General features: G+C 50.6%; 27 protein-coding genes and 1 other annotated feature. Of the genes, 25 read left to right on the top strand and 2 right to left on the bottom strand.

Annotation, left to right across the window (positions count from 1 at the left end):
* Positions 1-175 precede the first annotated feature (175 nt).
* The 21 genes from cysE to tuf all read left to right on the top strand — a co-directional run bounded on the left by cysE (position 176) and on the right by tuf (position 21,976).
* The gene (cysE, locus tag F1379_RS26660; protein ID WP_150275515.1) at positions 176-868 is read left to right on the top strand and encodes a serine O-acetyltransferase; all 693 of its coding nucleotides are present in this window, start codon (positions 176-178) and stop codon (positions 866-868) included.
* A gap of 59 nt (positions 869-927) precedes the next feature.
* Positions 928-2,334, top strand: a complete 1,407-nt coding sequence (gene cysS, locus F1379_RS26665) for a cysteine--tRNA ligase (protein WP_150275516.1) — start codon at positions 928-930, stop codon at positions 2,332-2,334.
* Positions 2,331-2,768: a Mini-ribonuclease 3 gene (locus F1379_RS26670; protein WP_150275517.1), complete on the top strand. Its 438-nt coding sequence runs from the start codon at positions 2,331-2,333 to the stop codon at positions 2,766-2,768. The genes cysS and F1379_RS26670 overlap by 4 nt, the downstream gene beginning before the upstream one ends.
* A 30-nt stretch (positions 2,769-2,798) precedes the next feature.
* The gene (gene rlmB / locus F1379_RS26675; RefSeq protein ID WP_150275518.1) at positions 2,799-3,560 is read left to right on the top strand and encodes a 23S rRNA (guanosine(2251)-2'-O)-methyltransferase RlmB; all 762 of its coding nucleotides are present in this window, start codon (positions 2,799-2,801) and stop codon (positions 3,558-3,560) included.
* A 2-nt stretch (positions 3,561-3,562) separates the two neighbouring features.
* Positions 3,563-4,084, top strand: a complete 522-nt coding sequence (locus tag F1379_RS26680) for an NYN domain-containing protein (protein ID WP_150275519.1) — start codon at positions 3,563-3,565, stop codon at positions 4,082-4,084.
* Positions 4,085-4,217: 133 nt separating this feature from the next.
* Entirely contained in the window at positions 4,218-4,862 is a 645-nt protein-coding gene (sigH, locus tag F1379_RS26685; RefSeq protein ID WP_150275520.1) for an RNA polymerase sporulation sigma factor SigH, read from the top strand.
* Positions 4,863-5,248: 386 nt separating this feature from the next.
* Entirely contained in the window at positions 5,249-5,398 is a 150-nt protein-coding gene (gene rpmG, locus F1379_RS26690) for a 50S ribosomal protein L33 (RefSeq protein ID WP_074086515.1), read from the top strand.
* A 21-nt stretch (positions 5,399-5,419) separates the two neighbouring features.
* Positions 5,420-5,611, top strand: a complete 192-nt coding sequence (gene secE / locus F1379_RS26695; RefSeq protein WP_150275521.1) for a preprotein translocase subunit SecE — start codon at positions 5,420-5,422, stop codon at positions 5,609-5,611.
* Positions 5,612-5,632: 21 nt separating this feature from the next.
* A complete protein-coding gene (gene nusG / locus F1379_RS26700) occupies positions 5,633-6,166 on the top strand; it encodes a transcription termination/antitermination protein NusG (protein ID WP_150275522.1) in 534 nt (177 codons plus the stop codon).
* Between the two features lie 76 nt (positions 6,167-6,242).
* Positions 6,243-6,668 carry a 50S ribosomal protein L11 gene (rplK, locus tag F1379_RS26705; protein ID WP_025691673.1) on the top strand — a complete coding sequence of 142 codons (426 nt, stop codon included), beginning with the start codon at positions 6,243-6,245 and terminating at the stop codon, positions 6,666-6,668.
* Between the two features lie 79 nt (positions 6,669-6,747).
* On the top strand, positions 6,748-7,440 hold the full coding sequence (gene rplA, locus F1379_RS26710; protein ID WP_150275523.1) for a 50S ribosomal protein L1: 693 nt from the start codon (positions 6,748-6,750) through the stop codon (positions 7,438-7,440).
* A gap of 65 nt (positions 7,441-7,505) precedes the next feature.
* Positions 7,506-7,652 (top strand) — a sequence feature (ribosomal protein L10 leader region).
* 59 nt (positions 7,653-7,711) lie between these two features.
* Positions 7,712-8,215 carry a 50S ribosomal protein L10 gene (gene rplJ / locus F1379_RS26715; RefSeq protein ID WP_150275524.1) on the top strand — a complete coding sequence of 168 codons (504 nt, stop codon included), beginning with the start codon at positions 7,712-7,714 and terminating at the stop codon, positions 8,213-8,215.
* Positions 8,216-8,281: 66 nt separating this feature from the next.
* The gene (gene rplL, locus F1379_RS26720; RefSeq protein ID WP_150275525.1) at positions 8,282-8,644 is read left to right on the top strand and encodes a 50S ribosomal protein L7/L12; all 363 of its coding nucleotides are present in this window, start codon (positions 8,282-8,284) and stop codon (positions 8,642-8,644) included.
* A 114-nt stretch (positions 8,645-8,758) separates the two neighbouring features.
* Positions 8,759-9,355 (top strand): class I SAM-dependent methyltransferase, encoded by a 597-nt coding sequence (locus tag F1379_RS26725; RefSeq protein WP_150275526.1) that lies wholly within the window; start codon positions 8,759-8,761, stop codon positions 9,353-9,355.
* A 427-nt stretch (positions 9,356-9,782) separates the two neighbouring features.
* Complete coding sequence (rpoB, locus tag F1379_RS26730; protein ID WP_150275527.1) at positions 9,783-13,328, top strand: DNA-directed RNA polymerase subunit beta; 3,546 nt, start codon at positions 9,783-9,785, stop codon at positions 13,326-13,328.
* A 112-nt stretch (positions 13,329-13,440) separates the two neighbouring features.
* Positions 13,441-17,052 (top strand): DNA-directed RNA polymerase subunit beta', encoded by a 3,612-nt coding sequence (gene rpoC / locus F1379_RS26735; RefSeq protein WP_150275528.1) that lies wholly within the window; start codon positions 13,441-13,443, stop codon positions 17,050-17,052.
* A gap of 178 nt (positions 17,053-17,230) precedes the next feature.
* A complete protein-coding gene (locus F1379_RS26740) occupies positions 17,231-17,482 on the top strand; it encodes a ribosomal L7Ae/L30e/S12e/Gadd45 family protein (RefSeq protein WP_150275529.1) in 252 nt (83 codons plus the stop codon).
* A gap of 134 nt (positions 17,483-17,616) precedes the next feature.
* Complete coding sequence (rpsL, locus tag F1379_RS26745; protein WP_150275530.1) at positions 17,617-18,036, top strand: 30S ribosomal protein S12; 420 nt, start codon at positions 17,617-17,619, stop codon at positions 18,034-18,036.
* 46 nt (positions 18,037-18,082) lie between these two features.
* The gene (gene rpsG / locus F1379_RS26750) at positions 18,083-18,553 is read left to right on the top strand and encodes a 30S ribosomal protein S7 (protein ID WP_091072715.1); all 471 of its coding nucleotides are present in this window, start codon (positions 18,083-18,085) and stop codon (positions 18,551-18,553) included.
* Between the two features lie 46 nt (positions 18,554-18,599).
* Positions 18,600-20,678 (top strand): elongation factor G, encoded by a 2,079-nt coding sequence (gene fusA / locus F1379_RS26755; protein ID WP_150275531.1) that lies wholly within the window; start codon positions 18,600-18,602, stop codon positions 20,676-20,678.
* A 107-nt stretch (positions 20,679-20,785) separates the two neighbouring features.
* Positions 20,786-21,976 (top strand): elongation factor Tu, encoded by a 1,191-nt coding sequence (gene tuf / locus F1379_RS26760; protein ID WP_150275532.1) that lies wholly within the window; start codon positions 20,786-20,788, stop codon positions 21,974-21,976.
* Positions 21,977-22,076: 100 nt separating this feature from the next.
* Here tuf and F1379_RS26765 read toward each other — a convergent pair whose 3' ends face one another.
* A complete protein-coding gene (locus F1379_RS26765) occupies positions 22,077-22,418 on the bottom strand; it encodes a cupin domain-containing protein (protein WP_150275533.1) in 342 nt (113 codons plus the stop codon).
* 33 nt (positions 22,419-22,451) lie between these two features.
* The gene (locus tag F1379_RS26770; protein WP_150275534.1) at positions 22,452-22,901 is read right to left on the bottom strand and encodes a V4R domain-containing protein; all 450 of its coding nucleotides are present in this window, start codon (positions 22,899-22,901) and stop codon (positions 22,452-22,454) included.
* Positions 22,902-23,128: 227 nt separating this feature from the next.
* Between F1379_RS26770 and F1379_RS26775 the strand changes: the two genes are divergently transcribed.
* The 4 genes from F1379_RS26775 (at position 23,129) to rplC (ending at position 26,677) form a co-directional block, all read left to right on the top strand.
* Positions 23,129-23,773 (top strand): Crp/Fnr family transcriptional regulator, encoded by a 645-nt coding sequence (locus F1379_RS26775; RefSeq protein ID WP_162551294.1) that lies wholly within the window; start codon positions 23,129-23,131, stop codon positions 23,771-23,773.
* A 267-nt stretch (positions 23,774-24,040) separates the two neighbouring features.
* Positions 24,041-25,366, top strand: coding sequence for a globin-coupled sensor protein (locus F1379_RS26780; RefSeq protein WP_275262662.1), 1,326 nt, complete (start codon positions 24,041-24,043; stop codon positions 25,364-25,366).
* Positions 25,367-25,702: 336 nt separating this feature from the next.
* Entirely contained in the window at positions 25,703-26,011 is a 309-nt protein-coding gene (gene rpsJ, locus F1379_RS26785; RefSeq protein ID WP_006676490.1) for a 30S ribosomal protein S10, read from the top strand.
* A gap of 42 nt (positions 26,012-26,053) precedes the next feature.
* Positions 26,054-26,677 carry a 50S ribosomal protein L3 gene (gene rplC, locus F1379_RS26790; protein ID WP_150275537.1) on the top strand — a complete coding sequence of 208 codons (624 nt, stop codon included), beginning with the start codon at positions 26,054-26,056 and terminating at the stop codon, positions 26,675-26,677.
* The last annotated feature ends 14 nt before the right edge of the window (positions 26,678-26,691 follow it).

Below are 26,691 nucleotides of genomic sequence, written 5' to 3' on the forward strand. Positions count from 1 at the left end.
GAGTAGGGGTCCCCGCAAAGCAACTGATTCGGCATCTTTACACAGGCAGCTTTGCGGGGGCCTGGAACCGCCCAAGGCCCGCGGCATACATATAGAGAGAGCGGGCCCGTGACAATACCTTCCCTGGCGCACCTGTTCACAGGAGGAGGGAAGCTGAAAGAAGAGGGGAACCGTGATGTTTAAGCATATCAAGTCGGACATTCGGGCAGTATTCGACAACGATCCTGCCGCACGCAGCACGTTTGAGGTTGTTTTTACCTATGCCGGCCTTCATGCGATCTGGGCCCACCGGATGGCCCACCGCTTCTTTAAGCGCCGGTGGTTCACGGTTGCCCGCATGATCTCACAGTTCAGCCGCTTCATGACCGGTGTGGAGATTCATCCCGGAGCGGTCATCGGCAAACGTCTCTTTATCGACCACGGTATGGGGATTGTCATCGGTGAAACCTGCGAAATCGGCGACGATGTAATCATCTATCAGGGAGTGACCCTTGGCGGGACTGGTAAGGAAAAGGGCAAGCGCCATCCTACCATCGGGAACAATGTGGTTATTGGTTCAGGCGCTAAGGTACTGGGATCGTTCCGGATCGGCGATAATTGTAATATCGGTTCTAATAGTGTTGTTCTGCGCGAGGTACCGAGCAATTCCACGGTGGTCGGCAACCCCGGCCGCATCGTGAAGCGTAACGGCGAGCGGGTATCCGACCGGCTGGATCATACGAAGATGCCGGACCCGCTCATTGATACGCTGCGTTTCCTGCAGAAAGAGATTGAGGAGCTCCGGGAGCAGATTGGGCACGAAGACAAGCAGAAGGCTGATGAGCGCCGGCTGGAAAGCCTGCAATACCTGGGGGATTATGAAATATAGGATTATAGAATACAGATCTGAAACCGGATAGCCGGACAACAGAAAGGATTGGGAAGAGCATGGCATTGCAAATTTACAACACAATGACGCGGGGCAAGGAAGCATTTGTTCCGCTGGAACCGGGCAAAGTCAAGATGTACGTATGCGGACCAACCGTATACGGGTATATGCATATCGGGAATGCCAGACCGGTCATTGTGTTTGATACCGTACGCAATTACTTGGAGTCAATCGGCTACGAGGTGCGGTATGTCACGAATTTTACGGATGTAGATGATAAAATGATCCGCAAAGCGGAAGAGATGAACATCACAGTGGCCGATGTCGCGGAAATGTTCATCAAAGCTTACGAAGAAGACATCGCCGGGCTGGGCGTAAAGCCGGCAAGCCTGAACCCGCGGGTTACCGAGAGTATGGGGACGATTGTCGATTTTATCAAAGAGCTTGAAGACAAGGGCTATGCCTATGAAAATGGAGGCGATGTCTTTTACCGGACCGCCAAGTTCGCGGATTACGGCAAGCTTTCCCGTCAAAATCTGGAGGAACTGCAATTCGGTATCCGGGTGGAGGTCGACGCACGCAAAGAGAATCCGGAGGACTTTGTACTCTGGAAAGCAGCGAAGCCGGGCGAGGTGCATTGGGACAGCCCATGGGGACAGGGACGTCCCGGCTGGCATATTGAATGCTCGGCGATGGCCCGCGAATATCTTGGCGATACGATGGATATTCACGGCGGCGGTGTCGATCTGCAATTCCCGCATCATGAGTGCGAATGCGCCCAGACGGAAGCGCTGACGGGCAAGCCGCTCTCCAACTATTGGATGCATAATGCATTCCTCAATATCGGGGACGAGAAAATGTCGAAGTCGCTGGGCAATGGCCTGCTTGTAAAGGATATCCGCCAGCGCTTCAAGGCGGGTGTGCTACGCTATTTCATGCTGTCTACCCACTACCGCAATCCGCTGAATTTCACGGAAGAAGCGCTGCAATCCGCCGAGAAGAGCGCGGAGCGCATCGCGCTTGCCGTAAGCAATGTGCAGCACCGGCTGGAGCTTGCCGGAACGGAGCAAGCGGATACGGCGCGCACGGAGCTGACAGATAAGATCGCCTCCATTCTTGAGGCCTATCACAGCAAGATGCAGGATGACTTCAATACGCCAGACGCTATTACCGCTGTGTTTGATTGGGTGAAGCTTGCCAATCAGACGCTGACGGAAGAGGGTGCAGGACGTGCTGATTTTGCCGCACTGCTTGAAGCGTTTGCCGTCATGAACAGCGTGCTGGGACTAGTGCCAGCTCAGGAGGAAGAGGCTGCCGGGGAAGAAATCGAGCGTCTGATCGCCGAACGGACGGAAGCGCGCAAGAATAAGAATTGGGCACGCTCCGATGAAATCCGCGATCAGCTGAACGCAATGGGCATTCTGCTGGAGGATACGCCGCAGGGCATCCGGTGGCGGCGCAAATGAGCGGGGCATTCAAGCCGGAGGAGGCCTGGTTTCCGTACAGCCCCTCCAAGCCGGCCCATCTGCTGCCCCCGATTGTGCTGGCTTACGCCGGGGATGCCATTTATGAGGTTGCTGTGCGCCAATATCTGATTTCGCTGCCCAATCTCCGGCCGAATCACTTGCACCGCTCAGCGACCGGTTTGGTGTCGGCCAAAGCCCAGAGCACGATTCTGGCCTTGCTGGAACCACAGCTCACCGAAGATGAGCGGGACATTGTCCGTAAAGGCCGCAACGCCAAATCCGGGACAATTCCCAAGAACGCCGATGTGCTGGAATACCGGCATGCTACTGCTTTTGAGTGCCTGATCGGGTATTTATATTATACGGGTCAGCTGGTACGAATTCAGGAGCTTGTTCAGGGCAGCATAGAGCATATGATGAACCGGCCTAAATAAGGCCTTGGAAGATAGAACAGGAGGCATGACATGGAAGAACCAAGAACAGAAGAAGAGGTGCTGGCCGGCAAGCATTCGGTGCTTGAGGCACTGCGCGCCGGCCGGACGCTGAATAAGATATGGGTGGCCGAAACCGCCCAGAAGCACCTAACCGCACCGATTGTCGCCGAAGCGCGCAAGGCGGGTATTGTTATTCAATATGTGGACAAGCGCAAGCTGGATCAGCTGGCTCCGGGAGTACAGCACCAGGGAGTCGTTGCCCAGGTGGCGCCGTTCGCCTACGCCGAGGTGGAGGATATCCTGGCTGCTGCTGAAGCCAAGGGCGAACCGCCGTTTCTGATTCTGCTGGATGAAATTGAAGACCCGCATAACCTGGGCTCTATATTGCGTACCGCCGATTGCACCGGTGTACACGGAGTTATCGTTCCGAAACGCCGCTCCGCGCAGATTACAGCCACCGTCTCCAAGACCTCCGCAGGAGCGGTTGAATATGTGCCTGTGGCCCGCGTGACTAATCTGGGCCAGACCATCGACCGTTTGAAGGAGCGGGGGATCTGGGTTGTAGGCACGGATGTCGATACTGACCAGAACCTGTACGACTCCGACATTTTCAGCGGACCAGTAGCGGTTGTCATCGGCAATGAGAACAAAGGGATGGGCCGTTTGATCCGCGAGAAATGCGATGTGCTGCTGAAGCTTCCGATGGCTGGCCGAATTAATTCCCTCAATGCTTCTGTCGCAGCAGGTGTAGTAATGTATGAAGTTCTCCGCCGCCGTCACCGGCAGGAATAGCGATGGCTGACTGGCGGGACGTGCTGCTTGTCGATGGGTACAATATGATCGGCGGCTGGTCCGAGCTTGCAGAGCTGGCGCTGATCGGCATGCAGGAGGCGCGTGACCGGCTGCTGGATCTCCTGGCCGATTATCAGGCGTTCTCCGGACGGCGCGTCATTGCCGTGTTCGATGCCTACCGTGTCCCGGGGCTTGGCCGGTCGTTCGTCCAAGGCAAGGTTCAGGTCTACTTCACCAAGGAGAAGGAAACCGCGGATGAATGTATCGAACGGCTGGTGGGTGAGTACAGTCACCGGCGCCGGCAGATTTATGTGGCCACCAGCGATTTTGTGGAGCAGCATGTGATTTTCGCCCAAGGTGCGCTGCGGATATCGGCCAGAGAACTCAGGCTGGAAATCGCAGAGTGCCAGAAGCAGGTGTCCAAAGCGCTTGAACCCAAGAGTATCGGCGAGAAGCGTCATTCGCTGGGGGATAAGCTGCCGCCGGAGATGCGTAAACGGCTGGAGGATTGGCGAAGACAATGAAATACCATAAAATGTTATTGAAGATTGTTTTTGGACAAAATTCGGTTGACGGTGTAAGGTGACATAATATATACTAACTTTATATTTCGCGAAGTAACGGGGATGTCTTGCGTTGCAGCCGGGGGGATTCTTGGTGAGTGTCGACCTCAAGGAAATAATGCTTTCCGAGTATGATTTCATAAGCGATGAAGAAATTGTCGAGATCTTCCGTGGTGGCGACAGTGGCGCATTGGAGCATTTGATCAATAAATACCGCAATTTTGTCCGCGCTAAGGCGCGTTCATACTTTCTGATCGGAGCAGACCGCGAGGATATTGTTCAGGAAGGCATGATCGGACTCTACAAGGCGATCCGTGATTACAAGGGGGACAAGCTTTCCTCTTTTAAAGCGTTTGCCGAACTTTGCATTACCCGTCAGATCATTACCGCCATTAAGACGGCTACGCGCCAGAAGCATATTCCGCTCAACTCCTATGTCTCCTTGGACAAGCCTATTTACGATGAGGATTCCGACCGGACATTGATGGATGTCATATGCGGAACCCAGGTGCTCGATCCGGAAGAGCTGATTATCAACCAGGAGGAATTCATCGGCCTGGAGGATAAGATGGCGGAGATTCTAAGCGACCTGGAGCGCAAGGTCCTGATGTTATACCTCGATGGACGCTCTTATCAGGAGATTGCCGTGGATCTGAAGCGGCATGTGAAGTCGATTGACAACGCTCTGCAGCGGGTCAAACGGAAGTTGGAAAGATATCTGGAAGTGCGTGACAATTAATGATATAATGGATGAGAAAGGCTCGGATTTCGAGTCTTTTTTTAATTGTCCGGAAATTGCTGATGAGGTCTGTTTCGTCCAGACGGCAGGAATTGAATAGCAGGAATTCCATAGAGTCAGGTTTATTCAAGACAGGAATGCTCCATAATGGAGAGTAGGACAGGATTGACGGCCAGTTTCAGAAAAAGGCAAAAGCAAAGACGACAGATTGGCGGCAGGTTATGCACCCGAAAACACCCCGTGCGACAGGAATTCTTTTCGTTGACATTGACATTGACATTATGCTAAAGTGTTTTAGGTAGGCCTAAATTCGCAGGTTTTTTTAGGATCAATATTTGCGTCTTCTAATTTCATGATTAGAGGGACGTCTTCGGGAGGTGCAAATCATGCGGGTAATTATTACTTTGGCTTGTACAAGTTGTAAGCAGAGAAACTACGCAACTACCAAGAACAAGCGCAATCACCCAGACCGCTTGGAGATGAAGAAATTTTGCAAGTTCTGTAACGAGCAAACTCCTCATCGCGAAACCAGATAGTTTTTTGGGAGGTGTAGTCGGGTGAAACGTAGCTTCAAGTCTTTGATTTCCTTTTTCACTGAAAGCTGGAGCGAGCTTAAGAAAGTTCGCTGGCCTAGCCGTAAAGAGCTCAAGAACTACTCGTTGATCGTATTCGGTACAATTGTAGTTATCGCTGTTTACTTCTGGGTTCTGGACATCGGTATTTCCGCTGTTATTGAAGCGATTATTTAGAGAGGTCCCAGGTGGCTTGATATGGAAAAAAGATGGTACGTTGTTCATACCTATTCCGGGTATGAGAATAAGGTCAAGGCCAATTTGGAAAAACGCGTTGAGTCCATGGGCATGGAAGACAAAATATTCCGGGTTCTTGTTCCTATGGAAGAAGAGCTGGTGAACAAGGATGGCAAGAAGAAGACTGTCATGCGTAAGGTTTACCCCGGCTATGTTTTGGTCGAAATGATTCAAACCGATGATTCTTGGTATGTGGTCCGCAATACGCCGGGCGTTACCGGATTCGTAGGTTCGACAGGTTCCGGGTCCAAACCGACCCCTCTGCTTCCGGAAGAGGTTGAGCAAATCTTGAAGCACATGGGCATGGTTGAGCCTAAAGCGAAGATTGATTTCGAAATCAAGGAATCTGTACGCATTATGGTTGGTCCCTTTGCGAATTTTGTGGGCTCCGTGGAAGAAATTTTGGCTGACAAGAGCAAGATCAAGGTTCATGTCAACATGTTTGGACGAGAAACCCCGCTGGAGTTGGATTTCACTCAAGTGGAGAAAATATAACAGTACCTGAGGGTTTCTTGTGGGAGGACGCGACCCCGCGTTCGAATACCACTATCTTTGCAAGGAGGTGTCACTCATGGCTAAAAAAGTTATTAAAATGGTGAAACTGCAGATTCCTGCAGGGAAAGCGAACCCAGCCCCTCCAGTAGGTCCGGCGCTCGGTCAAGCAGGTGTCAACATCATGGCATTCTGTAAGGAATTCAACGCTCGTACTGCCGACCAGGCTGGTCTGATCATCCCGGTTGAAATTACAGTATTTGAAGACCGTTCCTTTACTTTCATCACTAAAACTCCTCCGGCTGCCGTTCTGCTGCGCATCGCTGCAAAAGTAGAAAAAGGATCCGGTGAACCAAACAAGAAAAAAGTTGCTAAGCTGAACCGTGCCGCTGTGCGCGAAATCGCTGAGCAAAAAATGCCCGACCTGAACGCTGCCAGCGTTGAAGCTGCAATGCGTATGGTTGAAGGAACTGCCCGCAGTATGGGCATCACTATCGAAGACTAATCGTCTCGATGCACGGTCCGGTATGGACCGCAATATGTGGGAGGAACTTCCGCTATCACCACAAAGGAGGAACAATTTCATGGCTAAACATGGTAAGAAATACCTGGAATCTGCCAAGCTGATTGACAGCACGGCGGTTTACGAGCCTGCCGAAGCTGTAGAGCTGGTTAAGAAGGCGGCAACTGCCAAGTTCGACGAAACCGTTGAAGTTGCAGTTCGTCTGGGCGTAGACCCTCGTAAACAAGACCAAGCCGTTCGTGGCGTTGTTGTCTTGCCGCATGGCACAGGCAAAACCAAGCGCGTGCTTGTATTTGCAAAAGGTGACAAAGCGAAGGAAGCGGAAGCTGCCGGCGCCGATTTTGTTGGCGATCAAGACATGATCAACAAAATTCAACAGGGCTGGTTCGATTTCGATGTCTGCGTAGCTACACCTGATATGATGAGCGAAGTCGGTAAACTCGGCCGTCTGCTCGGTGGTAAAGGCCTCATGCCTAACCCTAAAGCCGGCACAGTTACATTCGACGTTACCAAGGCTGTTCAAGAAATCAAAGCCGGTAAAATCGAATACCGTCTCGACAAAGCAGGTCAAATTCACGCGCCTATCGGCAAAGTGTCCTTTGACGCTGCGCAACTGAACGATAATCTTAAAGCTCTGATTGACGCTTTGAACCGGGCGAAGCCGGCTGCTGCTAAGGGTGTATACCTGAAGGGCATCGCGATTTCCTCGACAATGGGACCAAGCGCCCACGTCAATGCTGCTGCTTATAGATAATTAAGTGTTGACTTATACAGTCGACTTTGATATTCTGTAACAGTTGTGATTTAAGATATCCTTCTTAAATTCGAATATGCTTACCGTAGACAGTAGGTGCCTAGTGCTTAATTTCCTACCGAGGTGTTGTGATAATATAAGAAGTACCGGTTTCCGTGTGCTTTCCATTTATCAAGCCTTCGTGATTCTGCGGAGGCTTTTCTAATGCCTGCGTAGGAACGGCGGGTAACCCGTGTTATCTGTCGCAACAATTTTCAGGAGGTGTATACAATTGGCAAATGCAAAAGTAATCCAAGCTAAACAGGAAGCGGTTGATGTCGTTGCCGGCAAACTGCAAAACAGTGTCTCCACTGTTGTTGCTGACTACCGCGGTTTGAACGTTGCCCAGGTGACTGAACTGCGCAAGCAGCTTCGTGAAGCTGGTGTTGACTTTCAAGTTCTGAAGAACACATTGCTTCGCCGGGCAACTGCTGCAACCGAATTGACTGAGCTGGATGCCGTTCTTACGGGTCCTACAGCTATCGCGTTCAGTGAAACTGATGCGGTGATCGCAGCTAAGATTCTGAACGACTTCGCTAAGAAGAATGACGCTCTGAAACTGAAGGGCGGCGTTGTTGAAGGTCGCGTAGTTGACGCTGACCAGGTGAAGGCACTGGCAGAACTTCCTTCCCGCGAAGGTTTGCTCTCCATGCTGCTTAGCGTGCTCCAGGCTCCAATGCGCAACTTCGCGCTTGCAGTTAAGGCAGTCGCTGAGAAAGAAGAACAAAGCGCGTAAGCCTTTGATTCTGATTTCGTAACAAAGAATACCAACTAAAATTAATTATAAAATGGAGGTTCAACCATGAGTAAAGAAGCAATCTTGGAAGCAATTAAAGGCATGAGCGTACTGGAACTGAACGACCTGGTTAAAGCAATCGAAGAAGAATTCGGCGTAACAGCTGCTGCTCCTGTAGCAGTTGGCGGCGGCGCTGCAGCAGCCGTTGAAGAAGAGCAAACTGAATTCGACGTAATCCTGACTAGCGCTGGTGCTTCCAAAATCAACGTTATCAAGATCGTTCGCGAAATCACAGGCCTCGGCTTGAAAGAAGCTAAGGACCTCGTAGACAACGCTCCTAAGCCAATCAAAGAAAAAGTAAGCAAAGAAGACGCCGAAGCTACCAAAGCAAAATTGGAAGAAGCAGGCGCAGCTGTAGAAGTAAAATAGTTCATATTAATAGGAACTTGATCCGGGTTGCAAATATACAACCTGGTAACGGCAACCCCCTTGAACTTGTTCAAGGGGGTTGCTCTATAAAGATATGATGAAAGGGCGGATAGTATGTCGCAGCATTATTACTCCCAGCAGCCGGAAGCGCGTCATGACAGACGGGACCTGACCACTGTTCTGCGGGGCAGAAGCCTTCGTTTTACCAGTGATGCGGGCGTATTTTCCAAAGGGGACATTGATTACGGCAGCCGCGTACTGATTGAAAAGATGGAAATCCCGCAGGATGCCAAGGTGCTGGATGTAGGCTGCGGCTACGGACCGATCGGAATCAGCGCTGCCTTGCTGGCCCCGGAGGGACATGTGACGATGGTTGATATCAACAGTCGCGCCGTAGAGCTGTCCCGGGAGAACGCCGGACGCAATGGGGCCGGCAATGTTACAGTAATGGAAAGTGATGTCTTGTCTGCTGTCCAGGGCCAGAGCTTTGATGTTATCTTGACCAATCCGCCGATCCGGGCAGGCAAGGCGGTCGTCCACCGAATCTTCGAGCAATCCTATGAGCATTTGCGGGAAGGCGGTACGCTGTGGGTGGTTATCCAGAAGAAACAAGGGGCGCCGTCGGCGGTGGCGAAGCTGGAGAGTTTGTTTCCGGTGGTAGAGGAACTGGAGAAAGACAAGGGATATTGGATTCTCAGAGCGCAAAAATAATGGTAGAGAAATTGTTGACATGCAATACTGATAGTGGTATTATTATAAAATGTCAGTATTAAGCTAGGCTCCATGTCTTTAGTTGGCTGAAATGTCAAGTTATTTATTGTCGCGCGGCATGCGCATGGCCGATTGGCGGGTGTATGTGATTATCCTACCCGGGCGCCTGATTTATGGCGGTATTTGCCGGGAGACGGAGGATGTTGCATAAAATGCTGCCTGACGACGTATAATATGTACATTTTGGGCAAATCTACAGGATAAGGAGTATTTTGGCCGTGGGTAGATGCGCTCTTTTTTCGAAGATCTCGAGGTAAGAGCTTTTCTTTATTTATGGCTGAACTCGGTTGTTATGGTTCCATTATACGGGTCCAAACAAGGGTTCGCAATCAATTTTTAAGTGAGTAGACATGAGGGGTGAGTAAAGTTGGCAGGACATCTTGTTCAGTATGGTCGACGCACTCGGCGGAGCTATGCAAGAATTAAAGAGGTACTCGAGGTTCCGAACCTGATTGAAATCCAACAAAAATCATACGATTGGTTTTTGGAAGAAGGACTGCGGGAGATGTTCCAGGATATCTCGCCGATCCAGGATTTCACGGGTAATTTGGTACTGGAGTTCATTGATTACAGCCTGGGTGAACCGAAATATACGGTTGACGACGCCAAAGAGCGGGACGTGACTTATGCGGCTCCTCTGCGGGTAAAAGTCCGGCTCATCAACAAGGAGACCGGCGAAGTCAAAGAGCAGGAAGTGTTCATGGGAGATTTCCCGCTGATGACGGAGACCGGCACTTTCATTATCAATGGTGCGGAACGGGTTATTGTCAGCCAGTTGGTTCGCTCTCCAAGCGTCTATTTCAGCACAAAAGTCGATAAGAACGGCAAAAAAACCTACACCGCCACAGTAATTCCAAACCGCGGTGCATGGCTGGAGCTCGAGACCGATGCCAAGGATATCATGTATGTCCGCATTGACCGTACCCGGAAAATTCCGGTGACCGTGCTGCTGCGTGCGCTGGGCTTCGGCAGTGATGCCGAAATTCTGGATTTGCTTGGTAATGATGAATATATTCGCAATACGCTGGATAAAGACAATACGGATTCCACGGAAAAGGCGCTGATTGAGATTTATGAGCGTCTGCGTCCGGGCGAACCTCCGACGCTTGACAATGCCAAGAGCCTTTTGGTTGCACGTTTCTTTGACCCTAAGCGCTATGATTTGGCCAATGTCGGCCGCTATAAAATCAACAAAAAGCTGCATATCAAGAACCGTCTGTTCAATCAACGTCTGGCCCAGCCGCTGGTAGATGAGACTACGGGCGAAATTCTGGCGGAAGCAGGCCAAATGGTTGACCGCAGACTGCTTGATCAGCTGATTCCTCACTTTGAGAAAAGTGTGGCTGCCAAGACTTACCGGGTTACCGGCGGAGTTCTAGACAGTGAAGACATTCCTTTGCAGACGATTGATGTGTACTCGCCGATTGAAGAGGGTCGCGTAGTAAAGCTGATCGCCAACGGCAACATCGACAAGTCGGTCAAGCATATTACCCAGGCTGATATTATCTCCTCAATCAGCTACTTTATTAATCTGCTGCACGGCATCGGCAACACCGATGACATCGACCACTTGGGTAACCGCCGCTTGCGTTCCGTAGGTGAGCTTCTGCAGAACCAGTTCCGGATCGGTTTGTCCCGTATGGAACGCGTCGTTCGCGAGAGAATGTCGATTCAGGACGCCAATGCCATCACACCGCAGGCTTTGATCAATATTCGTCCGGTCATCGCTTCGATTAAAGAGTTCTTCGGCAGTTCGCAGCTGTCCCAGTTCATGGATCAGACGAACCCGCTCGCCGAACTTACGCATAAGCGTCGTCTGTCTGCACTCGGACCCGGCGGTCTGACGCGTGAACGCGCGGGCTTTGAAGTACGCGACGTCCATCACAGTCACTATGGCCGGATGTGTCCAATCGAGACACCGGAAGGTCCGAATATCGGGCTGATCAACTCCTTGTCCACGTTTGCCCGCATCAATGAGTATGGCTTCATTGAAGCTCCGTACCGTTGGGTAGACCCGAATACCGGCAAGGTAACAGAGCATATCGATTATCTGACTGCCGACGAAGAGGATAATTATGTAGTTGCCCAGGCAAATGCCTTGATTGGCGAAGATGGAACCTTCCTGGAAGAACAGGTAATTGTCCGCTATAACAAGGACTCGGATAACATCACGACAATGCCGAGCAATCGTGTGGATTACATGGACGTATCGCCAAAACAGGTCGTTTCTGTCGCTACAGCGCTGATCCCGTTCCTGGAAAACGATGACTCCAACCGTGCGCTGATGGGATCGAACATGCAGCGTCAGGCTGTGCCGTTGCTCGTGCCTAAGGCTCCGCTGGTCGGAACGGGCATGGAACACAAATCCGCCAAGGATTCCGGTGTATGTATTGTTTCTAAATATGACGGTATTATCGAACGCTCCTCGGCCAATGAAATCTGGCTGCGCCGGGTTGAGGCGGTTGACGGCAAGGAAGTCAAAGGCGATATCGTTAAATATAAATTACACAAATTTATGCGCTCGAACCAGGGTACCTGTATTAACCAGCGTCCGCTGGCCAAACGCGGGGATATTGTGAAGAAGGGTGACATCCTGGCTGATGGTCCTTCCACAGAGATGGGCGAACTTGCTCTGGGCCGCAACGTAGTCGTTGCGTTCATGACTTGGGAAGGCTATAACTACGAGGATGCGATCCTGCTGAGTGAAAAGCTGGTAAAGGAAGACGTATATACCTCGATTCATATTGAGGAATACGAATCCGAAGCCCGTGACACGAAGCTGGGGCCTGAAGAAATTACACGGGATATCCCGAACGTCGGCGAAGAAGCGCTGCGCAACCTCGATGAACGCGGTATTATCCGTATTGGTGCGGAAATCAATGCCGGTGATATCCTGGTCGGCAAAGTAACGCCTAAGGGTGTAACTGAACTGACGGCGGAAGAACGCCTGCTGCATGCGATCTTCGGTGAGAAGGCTCGGGAAGTTCGCGATACCTCGCTGCGCGTGCCTCACGGTTCCGACGGGATTATCGTTGACGTTAAGGTGTTCACCCGTGAGAACGGTGATGAGCTGCCTCCGGGCGTGAATCAGCTGGTGCGTGTCTACATTGCCCAGAAACGTAAGATTTCCGAAGGTGACAAGATGGCCGGACGTCACGGAAACAAGGGTGTCGTTGCCCGTATCCTTCCGGAAGAAGATATGCCGTTCCTGCCGGACGGAACGCCAGTACAGGTCGTTCTGAATCCGCTGGGTGTACCTTCCCGTATGAACATCGGGCAGGTGCTGGAAGTCCACATCGGTATGGCTGCCTTGCAGCTCGGCATTCATGTCGCTACTCCGGTATTTGACGGAGCGCGCGAGTATGACGTGTTCGATACGATGGAGGAAGCAGGCATGCAGCGCAATGGTAAGACCATTCTCTATGACGGACGTACAGGCGAACGCTTCGAACGCGAAGTAACCGTAGGCGTCATGCATATGATCAAACTGGCGCACATGGTTGACGATAAAATCCATGCCCGTTCCACCGGTCCTTACTCCCTTGTTACACAGCAGCCGCTCGGCGGTAAAGCCCAGTTCGGCGGCCAGCGCTTCGGGGAAATGGAAGTGTGGGCGCTCGAAGCATACGGCGCCGCTTATACGCTACAGGAAATTCTGACCGTGAAGTCCGATGACGTTGTTGGCCGTGTGAAGACCTATGAATCGATTGTTAAAGGCGAGAATGTGCCTGAACCGGGCGTGCCTGAATCGTTCAAGGTACTCATCAAGGAACTGCAGTCACTCGGTATGGACGTCAAGATCCTGAGCGGCGACGAGCAGGAGATTGAGATGAAGGAACTGGACGACGAAGACGAGACTGCCGGCGACAAGCTGAGCCTCAACCTTGAAGGCGCGGAAGTCGGCATCGATTAATCTGCAGGCAGACACAATTGCATCAGTATAAAGAACCGTGCCCTCTGTTGACTAACCGTCTACTAGAGGGCTATGGTACTAAATCAGGATATAGGTTAAGGAGGGTTGCTCCTTGTTGGACGTTAACAATTTTGAGTTTATGAAAATCGGGCTTGCTTCTCCAGAGAAGATTCGTTCCTGGTCCCGCGGAGAGGTTAAGAAACCGGAAACCATCAACTACCGTACTTTGAAGCCCGAAAAGGAAGGCCTCTTCTGCGAACGCATCTTTGGACCGCAAAAAGACTGGGAATGTCATTGCGGCAAATATAAGCGCGTCCGTTACAAAGGCGTAGTCTGCGACCGCTGCGGCGTTGAAGTTACGCGCGCCAAAGTGCGCCGTGAACGGATGGGTCACATTGAGCTTGCGGCTCCGGTATCGCATATCTGGTATTTCAAAGGTATTCCAAGCCGGATGGGTCTGGCTCTGGATATGTCCCCAAGATCGCTGGAGGAGATTATTTACTTCGCATCTTATGTTGTTACTGATCCAGGCGAAACACCGCTGGAGAAAAAGCAACTGCTGTCCGAGAAGGAATACCGCAGCTACCGTGAGAAATACGGCTACGGCTTCCAGGCCGGAATGGGTGCTGAAGCAGTAAAGAAGCTGCTCCAGGACATCGATATCGACAAAGAACTGGAATTCCTCAAAGAAGAACTGCGTACCGCCCAAGGCCAGCGCCGTAACCGGGCGATCAAACGCCTGGAAGTCATTGAAGCATTCCGCAACTCCGGCAACAGACCAGACTGGATGATTATGGACGTACTGCCGGTTATTCCGCCGGAACTGCGCCCGATGGTTCAGCTGGACGGTGGCCGTTTCGCTACGTCTGACTTAAATGACCTGTACCGCCGTGTAATTAACCGTAACAATCGCCTCAAGAGACTGTTGGATCTTGGAGCTCCTGATATTATTGTTCAGAACGAGAAGCGCATGCTGCAGGAAGCTGTCGATGCCCTGATCGATAACGGCCGCCGCGGCCGTCCGGTAACGGGCCCAGGCAACCGTCCGCTGAAATCCCTCAGCCATATGCTGAAAGGTAAACAAGGCCGTTTCCGTCAGAACTTGCTTGGTAAACGTGTCGACTACTCCGGTCGTTCTGTTATCGTCGTAGGCCCGTACCTCAAAATGTACCAATGCGGCCTGCCGAAGAAAATGGCGCTGGAGCTCTTCAAGCCGTTTGTCATGAAGGAACTGGTGAACAAGGGCCTTGCCCATAACATTAAGAGCGCTAAGCGCAAAGTTGAACGCGTAAGCCCTGAAGTATGGGATGTGCTCGAAGAGGTTATCAAGGAGCATCCGGTTCTCCTGAACCGTGCCCCTACGCTTCACCGTCTCGGGATCCAGGCGTTCGAGCCGATTCTCGTAGAAGGCCATGCAATCCGTCTGCATCCGCTCGTATGTACGGCGTATAACGCTGACTTCGACGGTGACCAGATGGCCGTTCACGTACCGCTGTCTGCAGAAGCTCAAGCGGAAGCACGGCTTCTGATGCTGGCATCCGGCAACATCCTGAACCCTAAGGACGGCAAGCCGGTTGTTACTCCTTCCCAGGATATGGTCCTTGGTACGTACTATCTGACCATGGATAACAAGGAAGAAAAAGGAACAGGCATGATTATCCGCAACGTCAACGAAGCGGTGTCTGCCTACCAGCGCGGAACAGCAGGTCTGCATGCGCGTGTAGCTATCCCGGTTAAAGCTCTGGGCAAAACCAGCTTTACCGAAGAACAGCAGAATGCCATGCTGATCACAACCATCGGTAAGATCATCTTCAACGAGATCTATCCGAGCAGTTTCCCGTATATCAACGAAGCGACCAAAGCCAATCTGCTGCAAGGCACACCGGAGAAGTATTTCATCTATGAGAAGGGCGCGGATATCCGCGAACGGATCATGGGTGCGGCTGATGCCAGCGCTGTAGGTAAGGAATATCTGGGCCTGATCATTGCCCGTTGCTTCGAAATCTATCATACAACGCAAACCTCGATGATTCTGGACAGAATCAAACAGCTGGGCTTTACGTACTCCACGCGTTCCGGGGTTACGGTTGCCGTGGCCGACGTTGTCGTTCCAGAAGAAAAATTCGAATTGCTGAAGGAATCCGAAGCCAAGGTCAACGTGGTTGCCAACCAGTACCGTCGCGGTCTGATTACCAATGATGAACGGTATGACCGTGTTATCGAGATCTGGTCGAAGACCAAGGATGACCTGACCAACGTCCTCCTCAAGTCGATGGACCGCTTCAACTCCATCATGCTGATGGTTGATTCCAAGGCGCGCGGTAACAAATCGCAGATTACCCAGCTCGGCGGCATGCGCGGACTGATGGCGACTCCGTCCGGCCGAATCTTCGAATTGCCGATCAAAGCAAGCTTCCGTGAAGGTCTGACCGTCCTCGAGTACTTCATCTCGACGCACGGTGCGCGTAAAGGTCTGGCCGATACCGCGCTTCGTACCGCTGACTCCGGTTACCTGACCCGCCGCCTCGTTGACGTGGCCCAGGACGTAATTGTCCGCGAAGAAGACTGCGGTACCGACAAAGGCTTCACTGTCAGCCGTATCCAAGACGGCAAGGAAGTTATCGAGGATCTCTACGACCGTATTGAAGGCCGTTACTCCTTCGAGACCGTCCGGCATCCGGAGACGAAAGAAATTATCGTTCACCGCAACGATCTGATTGACTCCGACAAAGCGGAAGAAATCGTCAATGCCGGTGTTACCAAGCTGCAGATCCGCTCTGTACTGAGCTGCCGTGCCCGTCACGGGGTCTGCAAGAAGTGCTACGGCCGTAACCTGGCTACCGGCAAGTTCGTTGAGATCGGCGAAGCTGTCGGCATCATCGCCGCGCAGTCTATCGGTGAACCAGGAACCCAGCTTACCATGCGTACGTTCCATACCGGCGGTGTTGCCGGTGATGACATCACGCAAGGTCTGCCGCGTATCCAGGAGCTGTTTGAAGCCCGTAACCCTAAAGGTCAGGCGACAATCAGTGAAATCGACGGTGTTATCAAGGAAATCCGTGAAACCAAGGACCGCCGCGAAATCGAGGTTCAAGGGGAAGCTGAATCCAAAGTATACGGTATTTCTTACGGTTCGCGTCTGCGCGTGACCGAAGGACAGGAAATCGAAGCCGGCGATGAATTGACCGACGGTTCGATCGACCCTAAAGAAATGCTGCGCATCAAGGGTATCCGCGGGGTACAGAACTACATTCTGCAGGAAGTACAGCGCGTATACCGTAACCAGGGTGTAGAAATCAACGATAAGCACGTTGAAGTTATGATCAAGCAAATGCTGCGCAAAATCCGTATTATCGACGCTGGTGATACGAATCTGCTGCCAGGCTCATTTGCTGATATCCATGAATATGAAGCAGCGAATAAAGAAGCGATCCTCTCGGGCAAAGAGCCTGCAGTGGCCAAACCGGTCCTGCTGGGTATCACCAAGGCTTCCCTGGAGACCGACTCCTTCCTGTCCGCTGCATCCTTCCAGGAGACTACCCGCGTCCTGACAGACGCTGCCATCAAAGGCAAGGTGGATAAACTGATGGGTCTGAAAGAAAATGTCATTATCGGTAAGCTGATTCCTGCCGGCACCGGCATGAACCGTTACCGCAGTGTCAAGCTGAGCGATCCGAATGCGGAAAGCGAGCAGGAAACACTGGAAACTGTTCCGGCAGAATAATGACTGCATAGCAGCCGTCCCCGCTCCAGAGACTGAAAGGTCCTGTGGCGGGGCGCCGCTATGATTTTTTTTGAGAGAAAGTTATTCGTATTTCTTGACATCGTCAGCTGATAATGCTAATATGTCTAAGGTGCGTGAGTAGCCTTGTTATTCTTGTTCATTGGAGGCAATGAATATCATGACTGATGATAGAGGACTGCAAGATGCTCAGGTCAAGATCGGCACTAAGCAAACCGTCAAAGCGGTTGAATTAGGCCAAGCCGCAGAAGTCTATGTGGCAAAGGACGGAGATCCACGGCTTACTTCGAAGATTGTGTTGCTGTGCGGCAAGCAAGGCGTTAAGGTCACTTATGTGGACACTATGCTGAACTTGGGCAGAGCCTGCGGAATAGAAGTTGGCGCTGCGATGGCAGCCGTCTTAAAACAATAGCGACAGGAACGTTTTTGTACCGGGGGTATGCTCCGGCAGCAAAAACTTTTCATTTGTCTTTTTATGAACCACCTGGGTCTGTGGACTTAAAGTTCGTAAATGGATGATTATTTCAGGAAGGGGGTGGCACTACAATGCCAACTATTAATCAACTGGTTCGTAAAGGCCGTCAAGCCAAAATCGACAAGTCCAAGTCTCCTGCTCTTCAAAAGGGATTCAACGCCCTGAAGCGTGAGGCTACTGACATCAGCTCCCCGCAAAAACGCGGTGTGTGCACTCGTGTCGGCACAATGACTCCGAAGAAACCAAACTCTGCACTTCGTAAATACGCCCGTGTGCGTTTGACGAATAAGGTCGAGGTTACTGCTTACATTCCAGGGATCGGACACAACCTGCAAGAGCACAGCGTGGTACTGATCCGCGGCGGACGCGTTAAGGACCTTCCAGGGGTTCGTTACCATATCGTTCGCGGCGCTCTGGATACTGCAGGCGTGAACAACCGGATGCAAGCTCGCTCCAAATACGGCGCGAAACGTCCTAAAGTGAAGAAATAAGCAACAAACATTATGAGAACCATTCATTTAAGAAAGGGGGATATCCATGCCACGCAAAGGTCCAGTGACTAAGAGAGACGTACTGCCGGATCCGGTTTATAATAGCAAGTTGGTTACTCGTTTGATCAACCGCATTATGCTGGATGGCAAGAGAGGTGTCGCTCAAAGCATTCTGTACAATTCGTTCAAACTGATTCAAGATCGTACGGGCAAAGATCCGATGGAAGTTTTCGAAGCGGCCATCAAGAATATCATGCCGGTATTGGAAGTTAAAGCTCGTCGTGTCGGCGGTGCCAACTACCAAGTGCCAATCGAGGTTAAGCCAGAGAGACGTACTGCTCTCGGATTACGTTGGCTCGTGAACTACTCCCGCAACCGCGGCGAGAAGACCATGGAAGAGCGTTTGGCGGCCGAGATCATCGACGCTTCCAACAACACAGGCGCTTCCGTGAAGAAACGCGAAGACACGCACAAGATGGCTGAAGCCAACAAGGCGTTCGCACACTACCGCTGGTAGGATTAACTGTTTCAACAAACTTATATTTTGAAGGGAGACCCCATTCATGGCAAGAGAGTTCTCCTTAAAAAATACACGTAATATCGGGATCATGGCGCATATTGATGCTGGTAAGACTACTACCACTGAACGTATTCTGTTCTACACAGGCCGTACGCACAAAATCGGTGAAGTTCACGAGGGTGCTGCTACAATGGACTGGATGGAGCAGGAGCAGGAGCGCGGGATCACGATTACGTCCGCTGCGACTACGGCTTCGTGGAAGGGCCACCGCATCAATATCATTGATACCCCAGGACACGTTGACTTCACCGTTGAAGTTGAACGTTCCCTGCGTGTATTGGACGGGGCAGTAGGCGTATTCAGTGCGAAGGAAGGCGTAGAGCCACAGTCTGAAACCGTATGGAGACAGGCTGACCGCTATGGCGTTCCACGGATCGCTTACGTTAACAAGATGGATATCATCGGTGCCGACTTCCTTAACGTAGTTAAGGATATGCGTGATCGTCTCCAAGCCAACTCGGTTGCTATTCAGCTGCCAATCGGTGCAGAGAATGATTTCTTGGGCATTATCGACCTGGTTGAGCAGCAAGCTCACATCTTCAAGGATGACCTGGGTCAAAACATTGAGGTTACAGAAATTCCTGCGGAATATCTGGAGCAAGTTGAGGAGCTGCGTCTTGAACTGATCGAGAAAGTAGCTGAACTCGACGAGGACCTCACTATGAAATACCTGGAAGGCGAAGAGATTACTGTTGACGAGATCAAGGCTGCACTGCGCAAGGGCGTATGTGAAGTTAAGATCTTCCCGGTAATCTGTGGCTCTTCCTACCGCAATAAAGGGGTTCAGCTGATGCTGGACGCTGTTATTGATTACTTGCCATCCCCACTGGACGTTCCGGCGATTCAAGGTCACCTTGAAGACGGTACTGAAGCGGTTCGTCATTCTTCGGATGAAGAGCCATTCTCAGCGCTGGCATTTAAGATCATGACAGACCCTTATGTTGGTAAACTCACATTCTTCCGTGTATACTCCGGTATCCTGGAATCCGGTTCTTACGTAGTGAATGCTACTAAGGGCAAACGTGAGCGTATCGGCCGTATCCTGCAGATGCATGCGAACAGCCGTCAAGAAATCTCCATCGTATACGCTGGTGATATCGCGGCAGCCGTTGGTCTGAAGGATACAAGCACTGGTGATACCCTTTGCGACGAGAAACATCCGGTTATCCTGGAATCGATGAACTTCCCTGATCCGGTTATCGAAATCGCGGTTGAACCAAAAACCAAAGCTGACCAAGATAAAATGGGCGTTGCTCTCGGCAAGCTGACCGAAGAAGATCCAACTCTTCGTGCACATACCGATGAAGAAACCGGCCAAACGATCCTGGCAGGTATGGGTGAGCTTCACCTCGATATTATCATCGACCGTATGCGCCGCGAATTCAAGGTAGAAACCAACGTGGGTAAACCACAGGTAGCTTACCGTGAAACATTCAGAGCACCAGCACGCGTCGAAGGTAAATTCGTTCGCCAGTCCGGCGGTCGCGGTCAGTACGGTCACGTGTGGGTTGAATTCGAACCACTCGAAGCTGGTACTGGCAGCAAGTTCGAAAGTAAGGTTGTCGGTGGTTCTGTACCAAGAGAATACATCGCTCCTGCACTGGCTGGTATCGAAGAGCAAATGAAGAACGGCGTACTTGCGGGCTTCCCGCTGGTAGACGTTAAGGCAACTATCGTTGATGGTTCCTACCATGACGTTGACTCCAACGAAATGGCGTTCAAAATTGCCGGCTCGATGGCACTCAAAGCAGCTAAAGACAAGTGTAAACCTGTCCTGCTTGAGCCAATCATGAAAGTGGAAGTAACTGTTCCTGAGGAATACATGGGCGATGTTATGGGTATGCTGAACTCCCGTCGCGGCAGAATCGAAGGTATGGATTCCCGTGGTGGTGCACAGATTATCCGTGCCAAGGTACCTCTTTCCGAAATGTTCGGATACTCCACAACTCTGCGCTCCGGTACGCAAGGACGCGGCGTATTCTCGATGGAACTTTCGCACTACGAAGAAGTGCCGAAGACTATCGCAGAAGAAATCGTAGCCAAGCACAAAGGCGCTGAATAATAACGTTTCACTCGCCGCCCGGCACCTCCACTCAGTCAGCTTAGACCCAATAGAGCCGGCGCGGCTTCTAAAATAAAGAAACCCCATTATAAGGAGGAACTGTTCAAATGGCAAAGGCAAAGTTTGAACGTAATAAACCGCACGTTAACATCGGTACTATCGGTCACGTCGACCATGGTAAAACGACTCTGACTGCTGCAATCACAACTGTATTGTCCAAAAAATACGGCGGTGCCGCTGTAGCATTCGACCAAATCGACAAAGCGCCAGAAGAACGCGAACGTGGTATCACAATCTCCACAGCTCACGTTGAATATGAAACTCCTAACCGTCACTACGCTCACGTAGACTGCCCTGGACACGCCGACTATGTTAAAAACATGATCACCGGCGCTGCTCAGATGGACGGCGCAATCCTGGTTGTATCCGCAGCTGACGGCCCAATGCCACAGACTCGCGAACACATCCTGCTGTCCCGTCAGGTAGGCGTTCCTTACATCGTCGTATTCCTGAACAAATGCGACATGGTTGAAGACGAAGAGCTTCTGGAACTGGTTGAAATGGAAGTTCGCGACCTGCTGAACGAATATGAGTTCCCAGGCGACGACACTCCAATCGTTCGTGGTTCCGCTCGTGAAGCGCTGCAGAACCCTGATGGCGAATGGGCAAGCAAGATTGTTGAAATGTTCGAAACAATCGACACTTACATCCCACTGCCAGAACGTGACACTGACAAGCCTTTCCTGATGCCAGTCGAAGACGTATTCTCCATCACTGGCCGCGGTACCGTGGCAACTGGCCGCGTAGAACGCGGAACAGTTAAAGTGGGCGAAGAAGTCGAAATCGTTGGTATTCATGAAGACAAGAAGAAATCCGTTGTTACGGGCGTTGAAATGTTCCGTAAATTGCTGGATTCCGCTCAAGCTGGCGACAACATCGGCGCACTGCTTCGCGGTGTAGACCGTGCCCAGATCGAACGCGGTCAAGTTCTGGCTAAGCCGAACTCCGTTAACCCACACACTGAGTTCACTGCACAGATCTACGTTCTGACTAAAGAAGAAGGTGGCCGTCATAAGCCATTCTTCACTGGATACCGTCCACAGTTCTACTTCCGTACAACTGACGTAACTGGTATCATCAACCTGCCAGAAGGTACTGAAATGGTTATGCCTGGTGACAACATCACCGTAACTGTTCAGCTGATCTCGCCAATCGCGATCGAAGAAGGAACTAAGTTCTCCATTCGTGAAGGTGGCCGTACAGTTGGCGCCGGTACTGTAGCATCCATCCAAAAATAATACGGCTCTATCCATCAGGATAGTTCCGGATTAATAGGACAAGGCCCCTTCACTTGAAGGGGCCTTGTTGTTGTTTTGATGCTCTTTAAACGCTCCTGAGTTATACTCCCTGGGCATAAACGGGACTCGGGATTTTTGACAACACGACATACAAGCTGGCTGGCTCATCCCCGCTATTAAGGTAGGCAAACGTTTCGTCGCCTGCCACATGGATAACGTCTCCTTCACCAAATGCCTCCTGGGCCTCATTCACCTGAATGCTCCCATTCCCCTTAAGTGCGACAATATACACATCTGCTCCCGGATGCTGATGGGGAGGCAGCTGTTGGCCGGGCAGCAGGTTAAGCACGAAGGCTACGCTGTCTCCTTTTTGGAACAGTATCTTCTTCGTAAGTCGTTCCTCCCGATATTCCATTGCTTCTTGCAGAGACTTCTTTTCCATAAAAAATCGCTCCTTATAATGTATTATATGGCGTTACAGTTTGACCTCATATTCACAATGCTCATGGCCGGTTACGTTACATTTGATCTCTCTGACGGTAACCCGGCGCCCTTTAATCTTGGTAAGCGCTCCTTCCAGAATCGCACCCTCTAAGTCACAGATCATTTTCTCCTCTTCCAAGGAGGGCAATCCTTTACAGAAACAATCCTCCACAGCAATATTCAGTTTGTGTTCATCGGCAGAAACAATCCGTGGTATACCGATCTTCAGTTCTTCAAACAGCTGCAGCAGTTCTTCGACGGATGAGACAGGCAGACTCTCGCCGATTTTACGCCCAATAGTCAAAGTGGTCCCTTTTCCACCAAGGGGTAAAGCCTGTTGAAGGCCAATCAGGCGAATCATCCGGAACCACTCCAGGGGAACGGTATCTCCAAGCACGGGACGGTTCATTTTTTTCATATCGGAAAAATTGTATTGCATCATTGCAGCCCAACTCCTTAGTTCTCTGTATATCCTTATTCTGAAGGAGCGGGCGCACGAAATCCTTGATTTACGTCAAGTTTTTTGAAATGAAGTGAGAGGAATCACTAGGGGGGCTGCGAAATCCTGTTATGTTGAAATAAAGTCAACGTTAAGAAAAAGGAGTGGAGCAGATGGGCTGCACGGCATGCGATTCACATTCATGCGTACGGGAAGTGCCGTTATTCCGGTTGATTAATGATAAGGATCTGGCGGTGGTGGAAGGCATGGTGGACTCTGTTCATTATGATAAAGGCGGCTTTGTGATCAGGGAAGGCGAAGCTTCACACTCACTATTCATTGTGAAGAGCGGATTGATCAAGCTTACACAGAGCAATATAGAGGGAAAGCAGCATGTAGTGCGCTTTTTGTTCCCCGGTGATTATTTTGGCCAATATGCCCTGCTCCACCTTCAAGAAAGCGATGTGTCGGCGGAAGTGATAACGGGTGGAGTGATCTGTCAGCTGCATAGGGAGAAGTTCTTACCGCTGCTGCGGGAGAATGCTGAGCTGTCCTTTCATTTCGTGCTGGCGTTAAGCAAGCAATTACATGAGGCAGAAGAACAGGCGGGAGCGCTGCAAATGCTGGATGTGGAGAAGCGTCTGGCCAAGCTGCTGCTTGATTTACATGGAAAAGGCACAGAATTGTCGGGGACACCGGAAATCCGCCTCCCCTCTGCCAAGAAGGAAGTGGCTGCTATGATCGGTACTACTGCAGAAACATTCAGCAGGAAACTTAGCAAATTCTCAGATATGAAGCTAATAACGGTTCATCGGCGGCGCATCGAGCTTACGAATTTGAACGCACTGCAGCAATTGGCGGAATCGAGTAACTAAGCTGTTGGTATAATCAGAGGTATCTTAGTACACTACTAGCCCTTGAAATGAGTATATAGTCCTAAGTAAAATCGTATAAAACACACATTTCGACAATATAAGACATAATAATCGCAATAAATCCTTTTAAATTACAATATTCAACAAAATAATATTTAAAATTCTTTACTTTTATTTAGTTCTTAAGGTAGAATGTGTGTAGATTGCGATGTTATTTTTTAGGAGTTCAGGGAGAGTGGAAGTATGGGGAAATGTCCTTTTTCTTTTATGCATGGTTTAGTATCACGGAGCAACAATGATGAATCTCCCGCGGCTCACTCAACGGACAGCAAGAAGCTTGCACCCACTGCCACGCAGTCTTTTCATACCCTACAAGGGCATGAAGAGCTAAATGAACAGATGCGTATGATTGAACTGACCGAAGAAGACTTGGCTTTGCTGCGGCTTCTGAAGCCGGGTGTTGAACAGGAAATCGACTTCATCACTGACCAGTTCTATAATACCGTTCTGGGAGTAGGCAAGCTCGAGGCGATTATCCTGGAGCACAGCAGCATTGAGCGGTTAAAGAAGACGCTGAAGCAGCATATTATCGAAATCTTCGACGGTGATATTAATGAGAGCTATATCGCCAAACGACTTAATATCGCCAAGATTCACAAGCGGGTGGGCCTTGAGCCTAAATGGTACCTGTCTGCTTTTCAAAACCTGCAAAATGTGTTTATCACTGCTATCTATGAGCAACCGCTTCAAGAGCATGAACGCCTCCGTGTAGTCCACACCATTACTAAACTGCTTAATCTGGAGCAGCAGCTTGTACTGGAGGCCTATGAGAAAGAGAATATCAGGGAGAAGGAAAAGCAGTACCTGATTGTCAAAAATGAGCTGAAACAAAAGATCGCCGAATTCAGCGGTGAACTGATCGATCTCAGCATGGATACCAATGCGGCAGTGGAGCAACTGGTAGCCAGCAGCAATGAGGTGAATAGCACCTTCCAGCGCACGGCCCAGTCAGCCAAAGATTCGCAGGGGATGGCCCGTAACGGTCATCTTTACTTGGATGGGCTTGCCGATCAAATAGGACGAATCTATGAAAGCACCAATGAGATGGAACGTTCGGTTACAGAGCTCAGTCAATTTTCACGGCAAATCCAGAAGATCGTAACAGCTGTTCAGGAGATTGCCGATCAGACCAAGATCCTCTCGCTGAATGCCACCATTGAAGCGGCAAGAGCGGGTGAGCACGGCAGAGGTTTCAGCGTAGTGGCCCAGGAAGTCAACCGCTTGGCGGAAGATACCAAGAATACCGTACTCCGCATCGGTGAACTGACCCATAAGTCAGGTGCGCTGACAGATCAAGTCGTTGGGGAGATCCGAAAGGTCCAGGAGCTGACCCACAGCGGCAAGCTGCAGTCGGTCGAGACAAGCATGCTGTTCACTGAGATTGTGAATGCGCTGCAGTCCAGTACCCAGGAGATTGTAGTTGTTGAGGAAGAAATCAAAGTTCTGATCCAGACGATTGAGGGGATCGGCGGAACCACTGCCCAGACCGCTGAATCCGCAGCGTATTTCCGTTCAGCAACGGAGAACCTGTAAGAATCAGACTACTATTATAGAAGAAACATGTTGCTACATATAAAATGATAATCGCGGTGATTATTTAAATAGGAAAATCGCCGTTTTTGCTGAAAAGCGGGCAATACTTGAAGCTGAAACACCGAGTGTGAATAAATTTGAAAATATTCAGATTGTTTTTGTGTTTTCTCTTGCAAAGTATTCGCCTATTCTATATAATAATAAATGTTGTTCTGAGACGTTGCGATGAAGCGAGAGGTTACTGACACACCCGGCCCCTTTGCCATGAGGTCGACGTTAGAAAATTTTCGTGGAGTATGTCCGATAATAAATTGGGCGATAGAAGGAGGGACTAAAATGGCAAAGCAAAAAATTCGTATCCGCTTGAAAGCATACGACCACAGAATTCTTGATCAATCCGCAGAGAAAATCGTTGAAACAGCAAAACGTTCCGGTGCAGGCGTATCCGGGCCGATCCCGCTGCCAACCGAAAAGCAAGTGATTACTATTCTCCGTGCGGTACACAAGTACAAGGATTCCCGTGAGCAGTTTGAAATGCGGACTCACAAACGTTTGATCGACATCGTGAATCCGACACCACAAACTGTGGATGCCTTGATGCGCTTGGACCTGCCGTCCGGTGTAGATATCGAAATCAAACTGTAATTCCAAATCTTAAGCAACTAGGAAAAGAAAAGAGGTGTCAACATGAAAGGTATCTTGGGAAAAAAACTCGGTATGACTCAAGTGTTCACTCCGGAAGGTAACGTGGTAGCTGTTACTGTTATCGAAGCTGGTCCTTGTGTGGTACTGCAAAAGAAAGACCTGAACACAGACGGATATGAAGCGGTACAGCTCGGTTTCTCCGACAAGAAAGAAAGCCGCTCCAACAAGCCTGAACAAGGTCACGCCAAAAAGGCAAATGCAACACCTAAGCGCTACGTTCGCGAAATTCGCGGTGTTGACCTCGGGTCCCTCGAGGTTGGACAAGAGCTGAAGGCTGACATTTTCGCAGAAGGCGAATTTGTTGACGTAACCGGCACAACCAAGGGCAAAGGCTTCCAAGGCGTTATCAAGCGTTGGGGACAAAGCCGCGGACCAATGGCTCACGGCTCCCGTTATCACAGAAGACCGGGTTCCATGGGTTCCATCCAAGCTAACCGTGTTCCTAAGGGCAAACGCCTGCCAGGACATATGGGTCATACGACTGTAACGGTTCAAAAGCTGGAAATCATCCGTGTGGACGTAGAACGCAATGTGCTGCTCGTTAAAGGTGCTATTCCAGGCCCTAAGAACAGCTTCGTGAAAGTAAGAGAAACCGTTAAGAAATAACTATTGCAGAAAGG

Source organism: Paenibacillus tepidiphilus (genome assembly GCF_008635795.1).
In the GTDB taxonomy this organism is placed as follows: domain Bacteria; phylum Bacillota; class Bacilli; order Paenibacillales; family Paenibacillaceae; genus Paenibacillus_AQ; species Paenibacillus_AQ tepidiphilus.

Excerpts from the sequence above, each read along its gene's own strand:
- cysE (WP_150275515.1), top strand. The coding sequence starts at position 176 with ATGTTTAAGCATATCAAGTCGGACATTCGGGCAGTATTCGACAACGAT.
- cysS (WP_150275516.1), top strand. The coding sequence starts at position 928 with ATGGCATTGCAAATTTACAACACAATGACGCGGGGCAAGGAAGCATTT.
- F1379_RS26670 (WP_150275517.1), top strand. The coding sequence starts at position 2,331 with ATGAGCGGGGCATTCAAGCCGGAGGAGGCCTGGTTTCCGTACAGCCCC.
- rlmB (WP_150275518.1), top strand. The coding sequence starts at position 2,799 with ATGGAAGAACCAAGAACAGAAGAAGAGGTGCTGGCCGGCAAGCATTCG.
- F1379_RS26680 (WP_150275519.1), top strand. The coding sequence starts at position 3,563 with ATGGCTGACTGGCGGGACGTGCTGCTTGTCGATGGGTACAATATGATC.
- rpmG (WP_074086515.1), top strand. The coding sequence starts at position 5,249 with ATGCGGGTAATTATTACTTTGGCTTGTACAAGTTGTAAGCAGAGAAAC.
- nusG (WP_150275522.1), top strand. The coding sequence starts at position 5,633 with ATGGAAAAAAGATGGTACGTTGTTCATACCTATTCCGGGTATGAGAAT.
- rplK (WP_025691673.1), top strand. The coding sequence starts at position 6,243 with ATGGCTAAAAAAGTTATTAAAATGGTGAAACTGCAGATTCCTGCAGGG.
- rplA (WP_150275523.1), top strand. The coding sequence starts at position 6,748 with ATGGCTAAACATGGTAAGAAATACCTGGAATCTGCCAAGCTGATTGAC.
- rplL (WP_150275525.1), top strand. The coding sequence starts at position 8,282 with ATGAGTAAAGAAGCAATCTTGGAAGCAATTAAAGGCATGAGCGTACTG.
- F1379_RS26725 (WP_150275526.1), top strand. The coding sequence starts at position 8,759 with ATGTCGCAGCATTATTACTCCCAGCAGCCGGAAGCGCGTCATGACAGA.
- F1379_RS26740 (WP_150275529.1), top strand. The coding sequence starts at position 17,231 with ATGACTGATGATAGAGGACTGCAAGATGCTCAGGTCAAGATCGGCACT.
- rpsL (WP_150275530.1), top strand. The coding sequence starts at position 17,617 with ATGCCAACTATTAATCAACTGGTTCGTAAAGGCCGTCAAGCCAAAATC.
- rpsG (WP_091072715.1), top strand. The coding sequence starts at position 18,083 with ATGCCACGCAAAGGTCCAGTGACTAAGAGAGACGTACTGCCGGATCCG.
- fusA (WP_150275531.1), top strand. The coding sequence starts at position 18,600 with ATGGCAAGAGAGTTCTCCTTAAAAAATACACGTAATATCGGGATCATG.
- tuf (WP_150275532.1), top strand. The coding sequence starts at position 20,786 with ATGGCAAAGGCAAAGTTTGAACGTAATAAACCGCACGTTAACATCGGT.
- F1379_RS26765 (WP_150275533.1), bottom strand. The coding sequence starts at position 22,418 with ATGGAAAAGAAGTCTCTGCAAGAAGCAATGGAATATCGGGAGGAACGA.
- F1379_RS26770 (WP_150275534.1), bottom strand. The coding sequence starts at position 22,901 with ATGATGCAATACAATTTTTCCGATATGAAAAAAATGAACCGTCCCGTG.
- F1379_RS26780 (WP_275262662.1), top strand. The coding sequence starts at position 24,041 with ATGCATGGTTTAGTATCACGGAGCAACAATGATGAATCTCCCGCGGCT.
- rpsJ (WP_006676490.1), top strand. The coding sequence starts at position 25,703 with ATGGCAAAGCAAAAAATTCGTATCCGCTTGAAAGCATACGACCACAGA.
- rplC (WP_150275537.1), top strand. The coding sequence starts at position 26,054 with ATGAAAGGTATCTTGGGAAAAAAACTCGGTATGACTCAAGTGTTCACT.